Origin of the sequence: Streptomyces xanthii (assembly GCF_014621695.1) — a bacterium.
GTDB classification, from domain to species: domain Bacteria; phylum Actinomycetota; class Actinomycetes; order Streptomycetales; family Streptomycetaceae; genus Streptomyces; species Streptomyces xanthii.
Genome location: NZ_CP061281.1, coordinates 7718615 through 7731383 on the forward strand (window position 1 = coordinate 7718615; position 12769 = coordinate 7731383).

The following is a 12769-nucleotide window of genomic DNA, read 5'->3' on the forward strand; positions in this document are numbered from 1 at the left end:
TTCGCCAAATGCGTCTTCAACTCCCGTTGGTCTTCCGTCTGTTGAGCAAGAGATGGAATCATCTGGGGCCTTGAGGCAGCGATGCCCTCCTCGGGCGGGCCGGCCGTCACCTCATGGCAAAGGAGAGGCGTACATGAGCATGCTGCGGCCCCATGGACGACGGACGCGACGCGCGATACTCGCAGGGGGTGGCGCCGTGGTCCTGGCCGTCGCCATGGCGACGCCGGCGCACGCTGCTGTCCTGCAGCCCCTCCCGCAGAACGCTGACGGAGTGGAGCAGAGTTTCTCGCCCGCCTACGACTACGACGGCGACGGCTGTTACGCCACGGCCGCGATCGGCAGCGACGGGACCATCAATCCAGGACTGGCGCTCGGCGGTGACGTCAACGGTCACTGTCACGATGACGCGCAACTCGCCGCCGCCAACACCTATTCGCGTGCGAAATGCAACAACGGCTGGTGCGCCATCGTGTACGCCAGCTATTTCGAGAAGGACCAGGCGACATGGGGCCCGGCGGCGATCGGGCACCGGCACGACTGGGAACACGTCGTGGTGTGGGTCTCCGACAACGCGGTGCGGAATGTGGCGGTCTCGCAGCATTCCGGCTATCAGTCGGCCGACCGATCGCAGATCCGTTTCGACGGCACCCATCCCAAGGTCGTCTATCACAAGGACGGCCTGTCGACGCACTGCTTCCGCTTTGCCGGCGCGGGTGACGAGCCGGCGGAGAATGCCACCGGTGGATGGTTCTACCCTCGGCTCGTCGGGTGGGAAGGCTATCCGGCCGGATACCGCGACCAGCTGATGACCGCAGACTTCGGTGCCGCCACGATCAAGATTGACGACGGGGACTTTCAGTACGCCCTGACGGTCACGAAGCCGAACGGCATCCCCTTCGATCCCAATGCGTGAACGGGCGGATTGAACACGTCATGCTGGGGGAGCGGTCTCGGTCCGAGAACTGGTCCGTCGGGCGGCGAGTTCGCGTTCGAGTCTGATCACATCCGCCGGGGTGTTGACTGCCTGCCAGGGCACGTCGATCGTGTAGCCGGCCAGCTGACGGGCGCGGACCAGGCGCGGCAGCGTGCTGTCGGCGTGGTCCCCTTCCTCGGGGAGCATGGCAACAACCCGCCAGGCGAACAGATACACACCGGCGTTCACCCGGCGCGACCCTGGGGCTGCAGGGGCGAAGGCCGTCACCCGGCCCAAGTCGTCGCAGGCCACCGAGCTCCCCGGCTGGCCTGGACCGGCGAGCGCCACGGTCGCGGCAACGCCACTGCGCAAGTGATGGGCGCTCATCGCGCACAGGCAGAAAGACGTCCAGATGTCCCCGTAGAGCGCGAACCACGGCTCGCCCGGATACGGCAGGGTGCACGCGGCCCGCCGCAGCCCGCCACCACGTCCCAGCGGCCGGTCCTCGACCACCGCCGCGGCCCGTGGCGACGACGGACAAGAGTCGAGGTACGAGACGATCACCTGGGCCTGATGTCCCGCGGACACCACGACATGTTCGACACCGCAGGCGGCGAGCCAGTCGAGCTGATGCCGCAGGATCGGCACCCCGTGAACCTCCACCATCGCCTTGGGCCGCTCACGGGTCAGTGGCAGGAGCCGGCTCCCCCTTCCCCCGGCCAGGATGACGGCCTGCCGGACGGTCGGCGGCTCACCTCGCCCGCATACCAGATGTGTCACGTCCGCCGTGGCGGACCCGGCAGGACAGCGCATGCACACGCGAGTGTCGGTCGACGGGACAGATCGCAGCATGCTCCTGTGCATACCCCTACTGCCAGGGCGAAAGCGGCAATAACCAGCCGTGAGACGCCGCCCTGTGGCCGGTCGGCTGGACCTCAGCCCGACGAGAAGGCGCAATGGTCAGGCAGTGGCTGCGGCTCGCCAAGCGGCGGTGACGCAGCCTTCTTCGCACTGCCACCGTCCCTCAGACTCACCGTGCTCCAAGAGCTTCCGAATCTGCGGCAGGTCCGCCCCGGGTGGGACATCGAGAGCCACCATTCCGAACCGCTCGATTCCCTCGCCAGTGGTGCCGAGGCGATGAAAAGTCTCCAGTACGGATTGGCGGGCAGCAGCTGAACCACTGTCCTTCAGAACGATCAGCCTGATCGTGCAGTGCTCCGCGCTCTCGACCGTCTCACCGGCCCAACGCACGCCTTCGCCATCGAGGTCGACGCGGATGATGTCGTCGCTGGAGACTCCGCGGACGAACCAGGGCGTGTTGTCCAACCGCACCGTTCCATCGCCAAGGTCCACAGCCCACAGGCTCTCCACGCTCACCGGAGGCCAGCCGTCCTCGTCCACATCCATCCGGAAGTGGACCTTCACGTGTTCGCCGCTGATGCTCATCACCACACCATCATCCACCCCGCGCCAGCCGCGATCTTCCGGCGAGCGACCGCACAGGGAGGTTCGACAGCCAGTCCGGGAACCAAGGCTGCATCCGCCCGCCGCGCATCGGCCGACGGCACACCCGGACCAATGACCAGTGCTCTGAGGGTCGCAGGGTGTTCTTTCCTAGGGCGCGTATCGAGTCGTGATCAGAGAGTTGTTCGGGTCCTGCTGTCCGGGACAGAGCCGGGGCCAGTAGTCTCCTGCGGGAGCCAAGTGGTCGCTAGTGGCTGTGTGACTGACGAATGCGGCGGCGATATCGCGGTCGGTGGTGCGGACCCAACCACCCTTGATCAGGCACTGTCTGGTGGCGGCGGGTAGGCCTCCTTGGTTTCCAACGGCCCAGCATGGGGCCGGATTGCTCATTTGTTTCATGCATCTGGGCAGACCAGGGGGCTGAACAGGGGCTACGGTCCTGCCCCATGACGAACACTACGGTCCTCATCTCGGGCGCTGGCGTGGCGGGCGCCGCCCTTGGACACTTCCTGCATCGCGACGGCTACGACGTCACCGTCGTCGAACGCGCCCCCGGCCTGCGCGGCAGCGGTTACGCCGTGGACTTCCGCGGCGCCGCTTTCGACGTCCTCGACGAACTCGGCATTCTGGACGAGATCCGCGGCCACGACACTGCGATGCGCGGCACCACGCTGGTCGACGTGGATGGGGCCGAGATAGGTCAACTGCCCGCCGAGACGTTCTCAGGGGACCTGGAGGTTCCCAAACCCGAGCTGACGAAGATCCTGCACCGCCTCACCGAATCCGAACTCGCCTACATATTCGACGACTCCATCACCACGCTCACCCAGCATGACACCGGTGTCGCGGTCGAGTTCGAGCACGGTGCGCCCCGCGTCTTCGACCTCGTGATTGGCGCGGACGGACTCTTCTCCAAGGTCCGCCGACTGGCCTTCGGCCCCCACGAGCGGGCGCTGCGTCACCTGGGCATGTCGGGCGCCGGGTTCACCGCCGACAACATCCTCGGCCTTGACCACAGCGGGGTGCTGCAGACCGGCGTCGGCACCGCGGTCTACGCGTTCAGTGCCGCCGACGCCGACCGGATGTCGGTGAGTCTGTCGTTCGCAACCGACGCGCCCGCCCTGGACCGCCGCCCACGCAGCGAACAGGAGCAGGCCCTGAAGGACGCGTTCGCCGGGGCCGGCTGGGTCGCGCCGCAGTTGCTGAAGGCGATGTCGGCCGCTGACGACTTCTACTTCTCCTCCTCTAGCCAAGTCCACCTGGACGCCTGGTCGACCGGCCGGGTCGCCCTCGTCGGCGACGCCGGATACTGCGCCGCACCCACCGCCGGGATGGGCACCTCACAAGCCTTGATCGGCGCCCGCGCCCTGGCCCGCGCCCTGGCCGCGGCCGACGGCGACCACACCGCCGCGTTCACCGCATACGAGGCCAAACTGCGCCCGTACGTGACGGACAACCAGGTGAAGGGGCAGGAGGGCGCCGCGGCCTTCGGCGGCCGCGGTCAGTGACCCCCGGTCCCCGGTGCCGGGGAAGATCGGTGCTCATCAGTCCCGCAGCACCGTGCCCGAGGCGCGAATCGGCCTGTGATCAATCTGTGGGATTCGCCCTCACCGCGGGGCAAGGAGGGGTAGATCCACCAGCGTGACGTGCGTGCAACTGACAGATCAGGAATGGGAGTTCATCGGGCCGTACCTGCCGATCGGCCGGTACGGCCCGTATCCCAAGCGGCTGTGGCAGCGGTTCGAGGGCGTGATCTGGCGCTTCAAAACGGGCGGGCAGTGGGGGGAGATGCCGAAGGAGTACGGCACTTGGTCGACGGTGCACAACCGCTTCCATCAGTGGCGTGATACCGGCGTCTTCGAGGCCTTGCTGGAAGACCTGATCGCTGACGCCTCGAAGCGTGGTGAGGTGGACCTGTCCCTGGTCAGCGTCGACTCCACCGCCGTGCGCGCTCACCACGACGCTGCCGGGATACACCTGGACAACGACGTGCTCACCGCATTGGAGAAGGCCGCAGCCGTCGAGGAGAAGGCCAGGCCAAACAGGGCAGAGGGCGGTCCCGAAGAACAAGACGGGCGGGGGGTAGATCCCGATCCTGAACGGGAGGCACGCCGACGCGTCCGGTGTCGGCACAGACTCCGGCTCAAGGCCGCCCTCCCGGGCCGTTCCAGGGGCGGGCAGACCAGCAAGGTCCACCTCGCCGCGGATCGCAAATGCCGTCCGCTCGCATTCGTCCTGACCGCAGGGCAAGCCGCCGACAGTCCGCAGTTCATCCCCGTACTCAAGAAGGTACGGATCCGCCTCCCCGTCGGCTGTCCCCGCACCCGCCGCGGCTCCAAGCACCGCCTGATCGTCGACCGTCACGGAACCCCGCTCGCCGTCACTCTCACCGGCGGCAACCGGCACGACGTCACCCAGCTTCTGCCTCTGCTCGACGCAGTCCCGCCAATTCGGGGTCGGCGGGGACGTCCCCGCCGCAAGCCACGGCGCCTGTACGCGGACCGTGGTTACGATTTCGACAAGTACCGCCGCCTGCAGTGGAACCGGGGCATCAAGCCATTGATCGCGCGAAGCGGAGTCACCCATGGTTCCGGACTGGGCACGGTGCGCTGGGTGGCCGAGCGCGCCTTCGCCTGGCTGCACCAGTTCAAACGGCTCCGCACCCGCCACGAGCGACGCGCCGATCTCCACCAGGACCTGCTCGAACTGGCCTGCAGCCTCATATGCCTGCGCCGCCTGCGAACCTCATCCTGAAACGATCAGTCAGCCGCGTTGGAAGCCGTCGACGGCCATGTAGATGTTGAAGGCGAGGAGCGAGAGGCCGACGAGGAGGAACGCCAGACAGAAGAGGGTGCGGAACACCTTGCGGATCCACGAGTACGCGGCGAACGCTTCGACAAAGGGCCTGTCCGGGTGGTAAGCGACCCATCTGGTCGGGGCGTTGCCCGGGACGGAGGCGGTTCGGAGCGTGCCGTGCAGGTCGGTGTAGGCATAGCTCCTGGGGCCGCGGTACACCGCTTCGACGGTGATGCCGTACCGGGGCAGGTACCACTCGTAGTACGGCGTCCTCATCGCGTAGAGACCGAGCACGGCGATTGCCAGGGTCATGGGGTTGAGGATCAGGAAGAGGAACGCGCGGAACCCCGACCCCACGATCGCCATCGCCACGGCGACCCCGACGGTCACGAGGCCGACAACCCACGCGCAGATCTTGAGCCTGCGCCAGTACGCCTCGTCCTCGGACTCCGTCGGTGTGCCTTCGGTGATGAGGGCCGCGCCGTCGGCCTCCCGCTCTTCGGGCAGGCGCGCGGTGACCGCGTCGGCGAACACCGTGGCCGCCACCCTGCTCACGCCCCGTACCCGGAACACGGTCGGGGTTGTACCGGCCGGGGCGGTGAGCTCCACGGCGAGGGCACGGCCCTCCGCGCGGACCTGGCGAACGGCCTGGAGCGGGATCCGCTTTTCCTTGCGCCACCGGCGCAGGACGAGGGCGTCTCCGTCGGCCTGGAGGGTGGTTCCGCCGGAGCCGCGGAGGACGGGTACGGGCGAGGTGGTGGTGGACATGGGCGTTGATCGTAAAGGGGGAAGGTCCGGGGGGCCAGGGTGTCTCGCGGACCTGCGAAGTCCTACGGCATCAGGACTCCGATCAGGAACAGCTCGACCGCCTCGCCAGCTCATTCTGAAACGATCAGTTAGTTGGTCAGTCCGGTGACAGCATCCTCGGTGCCTACACATGCAGTTGGTGATGACGCAGGAGACGACGTTCGTGCTGCCGATGGCTACTCTTGCGATGTGGCCGATGAAGAGGACACTGTGAGTGGCTCGGTCCGGCGTTCCTGGTGGGACCCGGTGTTGTCCACTGTCGGGCTGGAGTTGGCCGCCCTCGCTGTCTGCGGAGTGATGGTTCTGGTGGGGTGGCCGTTTGGCTGGTTGCCCGACACGGAGGTCGTCGGCTTCGTGACGTTCGTGTTCACGACTGGGCCTGCGGCGGAGTTGTACCGCGAAGCGGCCCCGACGCGTCGACTCGCTGCCGTTGTCGCTCTCCTCGCGATCGTGACGGCATGGCTTCTCGTGGTCGCGATAGCGGACTGGGCCTTTCCCGCGTTGGTTGATCGGGGCGTCGGTGCTCTTGTCGCCTACCTTGTCGCGGCTCCGATCGGTGTGGCTGTGTTTTCGTGGTTCCTGACCGAGGCGAACACTGGCTGATGAGGCACGGGCTTGCCTGCCAGCCTGCACTCCGCCCTCAGCCCTGAGGGGAGTGGCCGGTCAACTGTGAGGACACGGTAGGCCCGCCCGCCCCCTCGCTTTCGCGTAAGCGCACCGCGTCAGACTGGGCGTGCCGTGGTGAGAGTTATTCGCTCCTCGGTCCAGGCCGGCAACTGCCTGGTCAGTTTCGCCAGAGAAGGGCCTCGCACGTGATGCCAGTGCACTGCGATCGGCGTGCCGAAGAGTGAGGTGAAGCGGAGGGCGAGCCCTGGCCCGGTACCGGACCACTGCTCGTCGGCGGGAACATCGGGTTCCGGTAGTTCACGGAAGGGATACACGCACAGAGCCTGGCGTCCCTCGATGGCACCGGGCAGGACCGCGACCGCGCGGACTTCTGTCCACGGCAGTCGAGTTGTCGGCCCGAGCCCGAATGACTCGTGGTACTCGACGCCGGTGCGGTCGAATCGCAGGGCAGGGTCATCTCTGCGGCTCGGTGCCGGCCCGCCCAGATACGCGCCGAGGGCGCTCAGCAGGGAGTTTCTGGGTCGGTAGAAGAGCGATTCGTCTCCCAACTGCGCCACCCCTTCTGCACGTCGGCCGGGCGAGTCTATTCGGTCCGGGTGTTGCTGGCTGTCGGTTCTTTCCCTGACGGGCCGGCAGGTTGCGTGTACTCGTCTCGGTCGTCGGTTCAGCGCCGATCGGGGAAGTCGGGGTGGTCGGCGTAGGGCGAAGCAAGGTCACGCACGTTGGGGCATGGCCAGGGCTCGCGGGCATGGCGGGCCAGGATGCGCCGCTTGGCCTCGATCTCGCGCAGAATGCGCGCCGGGTCGTGGAGCGCCACGTGCAGGGCAATGGTGGGGTGAAAGCCAGAGAGGTCGACCTGGCAGAAGTCCACTGTGTCTCCGTGGGCGGACCACTTGCCGCATGGGTCAGCGTCGCAGCGGCGTGCCAAGTCGGCCTCCTCGTTCAGACGCGCCTCAATGAACCTCACCAGCTCATCAGTCATAGGGGCACTCTCGCGGTAAAGGCCACGGTGATGGCCGGCCGCGGTTTGTCTGGGCACGTGTGAGGCGGTCAGTGTTCCTGGGTGTGGCCGGCCTCCACCGGGGTGGGGAGATGGGAGGTGAGGAAGCGGGCGGCGCGGTCGAGTGCGGCGTCCGCCTCGTCGAGGCGTCCGTGCTCGGTCTGGTAGACGTGGGGGAGGCCGGAGCCGATCTCCAGGGTGGCCTCGACGTCGGCGGCGCCGGCACGGGCGGCGAGGCGCACGGAGTCGTCGAGGAGGACCTCGTTCGCCCCAACCTGTACGAGCAGCGGGGGCAGGCCGGAGAGGTCGGCGAACACCGGGCTCGCCAAGGGGTGGCTGGGGTCGCCGTCGCCGATGTAGAGGTCCGCGTACGCGCGCACGTCGGCCTCGGTGAAGATCGGGTCGGCGTCCTGCTTGGTGCGCATGCTGGCTCCGGAGAGGGTGAGGTCGACCCAGGGGGAGAAGACGACCACGGCGGCAGGCTGCGGCAGTCCCGCCTCGCGGGCGGCGAGGAGGGTGGCGATGCTCAGGCCGCCGCCGGCCGAGTCGCCGGCCACGACGAGCTCGAGTGGGTCGGTGCCGGTGGCCAGGATGTCGCGGTAGGCGGCGAGTCCGTCGTCGACCGCGGCGGGGAAGGGGTGCTCGGGTGCCAGTCGGTAGTCCACGGAGGTGGCACGCAGCCCGGTCCGCGCGGCGAGTTCACCGACCAGGCCGGTATGGGTGTCAGGCGAGCCGATGACGTAGCCGCCGCCGTGGAGGTAGAGCAGCCGACCGCGATCGGCCGCACCGGCCGGCTCCAGTTCCAGGGCGGGACGCCCGCCCAGCACGGTTCTGCGGACGGCGACGCCGGCCGGTGCGGGTCGCGTCATGGCGGCGGCGAAGCCGGTGCGCTGTTCGGCGGGAGACGGCTGGGTTTCGCTGCGCGGGACGGAGCGGAGCAGGGCGTCCAGGGCTTGGCGCTGCTGTCGGGACATGGCGGGCCTCCATCGGATCGGGATGCGAGAATGGATTCCTCGGAATCCATCTGCTCGTGTCCAACCGCCTTCCAGGGAAGATGATTCCCAGGAATCTATCGGAGGTTTTGTGAGCCACATCACTCCACTCTTCCTCGATCTCGTCCGCGTGGAGACCCGGCTCTACAACGCGGTCGGCGCCCGGCTGCGCGCCGAACACGGCCTGACGCTCGGCCAGTTCGAGTTCCTGCAGATCATCCACCGGGTGGACGGGTGCCGTGTGCTCGACATCGTGGCCGAGGTGGCGATCACGGTCGGAGCCGCCAGCAAGGCGGTCGACCGGTTGGTTGCCGCCGGCTGGTGCGTACGCGTCGCGCACCCGCACGACCGCCGTTCCTCCGTGCTGCGGCTCACGGCCGAGGGGGAGAAGGTGCTGGCGGCTTCGGGGCCCGTGGTGGAGGGTGCGCTGGCCTCATTGACACGGACGGTCTCCGCTGCCGATCGCGAACACCTCGCCACCACCCTGGCCGCCCTCCGCGCGAACCTGGAGGCGGACGGCGAGGGCCAGCCAGGGAGCAGCGTGACGCCCTGAGCGCGGCTCGATGATCAGCGATCGTGAGTGACCGAGCGTTCCGAGAGTCCTCCTACGGGAACTGCTTCTCCTCGCGGCCGATGTCGTCGATCGGCCCGAGGATCGTCCACCCCGGACCGAGGGCACGGACGGAGCGGAAGCCGTGGGCGTCCGCGTACTCCTCGGCCTCCTCGGCGGTGTCCTCGGGGGCGTACATGATCGTGTAGCGCGGCGGGTCCTCGTGGTAGAAGCGGTAGAACGTGCGGCCCTCGTCCTTGGGCTGGTAGAGGATCACGCTGACGCCCCAGAGGGCGTCGTACACCTTCTGGTCGCGCGGGGGCGTCATCGTGCACGTGTCGGAGGGGCGGCCGGGCTCACGGACGCAGGTCTTGTAGCGGCTCCAGTCGATGCGTTCGGCGTGGGGGTGTGCCGCGATCACCTTCCGCATCCTGGCGTCGGCCCGGGCGAAGGTCTCCTCGCGGCGGTCGTACTCCTGCTGCAGCCGGTTGAAGCGCTGCTCGTCGAGGCCGCTGCCGAAGTGGGCCTCCAGGCCGGCGAGGACGGCGACCCGCCAGGCCAGGTACCCGGCGGTCACGACAAGCAGCGTGACGGCCAGGACCCGGCCCGGCGAGCGCCTGTGGTGCTTCGGGCCGGCGAGGTCAGAACGTGCCGCTGATGGGGATCTCGATATCCGCCTGCGCGATCGCCGGGGGGTACTTCCCATCGAACCGGTCATAGTGCTGGAGCGTAAACCAGTCGATGAAGCCGTACGCCGTGATCTCGTCGTCCGGGTCGAGACCGAAGTGGTCATAGGAGTGGAAGACGAGCTTGCCGGAGAAGGAGTTGCCCTCGACCTTGTAGTCCTTCAGCGCGATCGTCTGGCCGTGGAACTGGTGGATCGCGATGGAGAGGGCGCGCTGGTTGCCGTCCCAGAGGGAGAAGTCGTACACCGGGTACTTCACGTCCTGGCGGAGGAACTCCTGGAAGAGGAAGTTCTTGGTGAGGTCCTCCTGGACCTTGAGCTGATCGGTGCGGCCCTTGTTGTCGATGAGGGACTGTTTGATGATCTGGCCGGCCTTGTCGGTGTACGCCTTCTCCTGCGGTGAGGCGCCGACCGCGCGGGAGAGGGCTGTGCCGGAGCCGCGGTAGAGGTAGCGGCCGGGATCGAAGTTGTCGTCGACGGTGACCGTGCCCGCGCTCTGGCCGTCGCGGCCGTAGCGGAAGGCGTTGCGGAGGTCGTCGACGGACTGGGCGTGGTCGGCGTCGGCTCCGAGCTTGCCGAAGTTCATGATGTCGTTGAACTCGGCCCACATCCAGGACTCGGGCGTGATGCGGGCGACCCAGAACTCCCAGTCGAGGTCGGTGAGTTCACCGAAGTCGTAGTCGTTGAAGGTGAGGTCGTCGGCGACGCGCGGATCGGCCGGCACGGGCGGGTTCTGGGGGTCGGGGGCCTTGCGGTGGCCCTCGCGGAAGGCAGACTGGTGGATGAGCATGTCGCTCGGGGGCGGGTCGCCGGGGTCTCCGCCGTCGCTGGGGCCGTCGGAGAGGACGCGCTTGCCAGGGGCCTTGGGGCCTGCCTTGTCGAAGGCGTGACTGTCGAGGACGACGTACTTGGCGGAGCCGTCGGCCATCGCCGTGATGGCATTGCCGCTGCGCTGCTGGCCCGACTGCTTGACGAGGTGGCGGGCCTTCTCGTCGTAGCGGTAGAGGGCCGGTGCGATGCGCTCCGAACGGCCGGGGTCGAGGCGGAAGGTGAGCCGCGCGGCGCCTTCCGCAGGGGCGGAGAGCTGGAAGCCGCTGCCGAGGTAGCCCGGAGTGGACTTCGGGAACTCCCGCTGCCCGGCCGGGAGCCTGGTGATCTGGAAACCGCCGACCTGCTTGGCGCGCAGGCCCTTCAGCGTGGCCTCGGCGGTGGTGGCACCGCCGTCCGCGCGACGCGTCACGTCGAAGACGGAGTTCTTGGCGCGGGGGGAGGCGTGGAGCCTCGTCTCCTCGCCGTCCTGGACGCCGTCGCCGTCGGTGTCGGCCTTGGTGGGCTCCGTGCGGAGCTTCAGCTCGCGGGCGTCCGAGAGGCCGTCCTGGTCGCTGTCGGCGCGGGTGGGCGTGGTGCGGAGCCCGAGCTCGCGGGCGGTCGTGAGGCCGTCCTTGTCAGGGTCCTCGGCGCCGTCCTTGGTGCCGTCGCCGTCGGTGTCGGCCCTGAGCGGTGAGCTGAACCGGTAGCCGAGCTCGGCGAAGTCGGAGATGCCGTCGCCATCCGTGTCCTCTGACTTGGGGTCGAGCTTGGCGCGCACCTCCAGGTCGTCGGGGAGGCGGTCGCCGTCGGTGTCCTCCGTCGGCGAGATGCCGTGCTTGGCGAACGACGCCCAGGTCGGGGTGTCGGCCTCGGCGCCGGGCTCGGCGCGGTACCAGACGGTTTCGGTCCTGCCCGGCTGGAGGGTGTTCGTGGGGCCGACGCCCTGGAGCGTCGTGCGCGTGTCCTGGGGCGCGGCGAGCCTTGCGGCGGAGGTGTCCGTGACGCGGTCGGAGAGCTCGAAGGTCAGCGACCACTTGGACACCGGGTGATCGGAGACGTTCACGAGCTGGAGCCGGGCGACGTAAGAACCCTCTGTCGCACCGCCTCGGAGGGCGGCCGGGACCTGGCTCCACGCCGCGTCGCCGGGGGCGACCTGGCGGTAGGAGACATCGACGGTGTCGTCGCGGTAGAGCGTCGCCCCGTCGCCGGCCGCGCCGTCGCCGGGGGGTCCCGCGGCGGCCGGCACGGCCGTGCCGAGGAGGAGGAGTAACGCCGTGCCGAGGGGCACGGCGGCGCTTCTGTTCATGGGGCCTCCCATGTCTGAAGCCATGTCGGAAGACATGCCTGTCGTCTCGAAGTCGCCGTTGTGTCACGGCAGTTCGGAATCGAACGGGGAAGCTAGCAGACATGGGGGATGGTCCCCAAGGTGCGATGGAGACAGATTGAGACGTCTGGGAGATTGGTAAGCCCTGCTCCGTTTGTGTTGCTCCGCCTCCTTGCCGGATTACGGCTGGACACCGAAGAGAGGGATGGAAAGGAGCGGCGGGGCGAGCACGGCGCGAAGGCGGATCAGCATCATGCGCCACTGCTTCCGGTCCTGCGGGTCGACCCAGTTCGCGACGAGCCCGTCCTCGTCGCCCGCGATGCGGGCCAGGGCTTCGTCAGCCAGTGCCCGAAGGTCGGAAGGGAACACGGGCATCGGTGTTTCCGGACCGTATGCCATGTCGACGGGATGGTCTCCAGGGCATTGCGCCGCGATCAAGGCGGCAGCGGCCACCGCCTCTTCCGCCTCCGTGAGATAGCCGGTTGCGTCGATCGTTCGGATGAGCACGCCTCGGATCAGGGCTTCACGCGCCGCGGGCCCGGCCTCGTCGAGCGCGTCGGCGAAGTCCGCGGCGGTGTCGTTGTCGAAGGGACCGGTGTCCCAGGTGCCCATGCCGATCTCCTTGCATCTGGTCACCCGGATCCTGGCATCAGGCACTGACAACGCGACTACGGGGCGCGCAGGGCCAGTTTGCGAGAAGGCCGAATCCTCCGCGTCCGAATCCTCCGCGACCGAGCACCTTGCGCACGATCACCGAGACCAGCACAAATCCCGCCGGCGCGGGGCGGCACACGGGAGTCC

The 12769-nt window shown here is 68.3% G+C and carries 12 protein-coding genes and 2 pseudogenes; 6 read left to right on the forward strand and 8 right to left on the reverse strand.

Annotated features, from left to right (window positions below; translation table 11 throughout):
* Positions 1-133 precede the first annotated feature (133 nt).
* Positions 134-913, forward strand: a complete 780-nt coding sequence (locus IAG42_RS35130; RefSeq protein WP_223206315.1) for an NPP1 family protein — start codon at positions 134-136, stop codon at positions 911-913.
* 18 nt (positions 914-931) lie between these two features.
* Here the strand turns inward: IAG42_RS35130 and IAG42_RS35135 are convergent, their stop codons facing one another.
* Together IAG42_RS35135 and IAG42_RS35140 are read right to left on the reverse strand one after the other, a co-directional pair.
* Entirely contained in the window at positions 932-1726 is a 795-nt protein-coding gene (locus IAG42_RS35135) for a nucleotidyltransferase family protein (protein ID WP_188341775.1), read from the reverse strand.
* Between the two features lie 147 nt (positions 1727-1873).
* The gene (locus tag IAG42_RS35140; protein WP_188340983.1) at positions 1874-2362 is read right to left on the reverse strand and encodes a DUF4265 domain-containing protein; all 489 of its coding nucleotides are present in this window, start codon (positions 2360-2362) and stop codon (positions 1874-1876) included.
* A gap of 461 nt (positions 2363-2823) precedes the next feature.
* Between IAG42_RS35140 and IAG42_RS35145 the strand changes: the two genes are divergently transcribed.
* From IAG42_RS35145 to IAG42_RS38655, 3 genes and pseudogenes are all read left to right on the forward strand, one after another.
* Complete coding sequence (locus IAG42_RS35145; RefSeq protein ID WP_188340984.1) at positions 2824-3885, forward strand: FAD-dependent monooxygenase; 1062 nt, start codon at positions 2824-2826, stop codon at positions 3883-3885.
* Positions 3886-4027: 142 nt separating this feature from the next.
* Positions 4028-4234: pseudogene (locus tag IAG42_RS38650) on the forward strand (transposase); the annotation flags it as partial.
* Positions 4235-4696: 462 nt separating this feature from the next.
* A pseudogene (locus IAG42_RS38655) lies at positions 4697-5131 on the forward strand (IS5 family transposase); the annotation flags it as partial.
* A gap of 9 nt (positions 5132-5140) precedes the next feature.
* Here the strand turns inward: IAG42_RS38655 and IAG42_RS35155 are convergent.
* Complete coding sequence (locus tag IAG42_RS35155) at positions 5141-5941, reverse strand: hypothetical protein (protein WP_188340986.1); 801 nt, start codon at positions 5939-5941, stop codon at positions 5141-5143.
* Between the two features lie 228 nt (positions 5942-6169).
* Between IAG42_RS35155 and IAG42_RS35160 the strand changes: the two genes are divergently transcribed.
* Complete coding sequence (locus IAG42_RS35160) at positions 6170-6583, forward strand: hypothetical protein (protein ID WP_223206318.1); 414 nt, start codon at positions 6170-6172, stop codon at positions 6581-6583.
* A gap of 688 nt (positions 6584-7271) precedes the next feature.
* Here IAG42_RS35160 and IAG42_RS35165 read toward each other — a convergent pair.
* Together IAG42_RS35165 and IAG42_RS35170 are read right to left on the reverse strand one after the other, a co-directional pair.
* Complete coding sequence (locus IAG42_RS35165; RefSeq protein WP_188340987.1) at positions 7272-7589, reverse strand: DUF6221 family protein; 318 nt, start codon at positions 7587-7589, stop codon at positions 7272-7274.
* Between the two features lie 68 nt (positions 7590-7657).
* Positions 7658-8581 (reverse strand): alpha/beta hydrolase, encoded by a 924-nt coding sequence (locus tag IAG42_RS35170; protein ID WP_188340988.1) that lies wholly within the window; start codon positions 8579-8581, stop codon positions 7658-7660.
* Positions 8582-8690: 109 nt separating this feature from the next.
* Here IAG42_RS35170 and IAG42_RS35175 point away from each other — a divergent pair, with 109 nt between their 5' ends.
* On the forward strand, positions 8691-9152 hold the full coding sequence (locus IAG42_RS35175; protein ID WP_188340989.1) for a MarR family winged helix-turn-helix transcriptional regulator: 462 nt from the start codon (positions 8691-8693) through the stop codon (positions 9150-9152).
* A gap of 52 nt (positions 9153-9204) precedes the next feature.
* Here IAG42_RS35175 and IAG42_RS35180 read toward each other — a convergent pair whose 3' ends face one another.
* The 3 genes from IAG42_RS35180 to IAG42_RS35190 all read right to left on the reverse strand — a co-directional run bounded on the left by IAG42_RS35180 (position 9205) and on the right by IAG42_RS35190 (position 12580).
* Complete coding sequence (locus IAG42_RS35180) at positions 9205-9726, reverse strand: hypothetical protein (RefSeq protein WP_223206319.1); 522 nt, start codon at positions 9724-9726, stop codon at positions 9205-9207.
* Positions 9727-9790: 64 nt separating this feature from the next.
* Positions 9791-11950 carry a DUF3289 family protein gene (locus tag IAG42_RS35185; RefSeq protein ID WP_188340991.1) on the reverse strand — a complete coding sequence of 720 codons (2160 nt, stop codon included), beginning with the start codon at positions 11948-11950 and terminating at the stop codon, positions 9791-9793.
* A 198-nt stretch (positions 11951-12148) separates the two neighbouring features.
* Positions 12149-12580 carry a DUF4259 domain-containing protein gene (locus IAG42_RS35190; RefSeq protein WP_188340992.1) on the reverse strand — a complete coding sequence of 144 codons (432 nt, stop codon included), beginning with the start codon at positions 12578-12580 and terminating at the stop codon, positions 12149-12151.
* Between the last annotated feature and the right edge of the window lie 189 nt (positions 12581-12769).

What these genes read in the sequence shown, in the direction of transcription:
- IAG42_RS35145 (WP_188340984.1), top strand. Translation starts at nt 2,824, where the DNA reads ATGACGAACACTACGGTCCTCATCTCGGGCGCTGGCGTGGCGGGCGCC.
- IAG42_RS35190 (WP_188340992.1), bottom strand. Translation starts at nt 12,580, where the DNA reads ATGGGCACCTGGGACACCGGTCCCTTCGACAACGACACCGCCGCGGAC.
- IAG42_RS35185 (WP_188340991.1), bottom strand. Translation starts at nt 11,950, where the DNA reads ATGAACAGAAGCGCCGCCGTGCCCCTCGGCACGGCGTTACTCCTCCTC.
- IAG42_RS35155 (WP_188340986.1), bottom strand. Translation starts at nt 5,941, where the DNA reads ATGTCCACCACCACCTCGCCCGTACCCGTCCTCCGCGGCTCCGGCGGA.
- IAG42_RS35135 (WP_188341775.1), bottom strand. Translation starts at nt 1,726, where the DNA reads ATGCGCTGTCCTGCCGGGTCCGCCACGGCGGACGTGACACATCTGGTA.
- IAG42_RS35170 (WP_188340988.1), bottom strand. Translation starts at nt 8,581, where the DNA reads ATGTCCCGACAGCAGCGCCAAGCCCTGGACGCCCTGCTCCGCTCCGTC.
- IAG42_RS35130 (WP_223206315.1), top strand. Translation starts at nt 134, where the DNA reads ATGAGCATGCTGCGGCCCCATGGACGACGGACGCGACGCGCGATACTC.
- IAG42_RS35165 (WP_188340987.1), bottom strand. Translation starts at nt 7,589, where the DNA reads ATGACTGATGAGCTGGTGAGGTTCATTGAGGCGCGTCTGAACGAGGAG.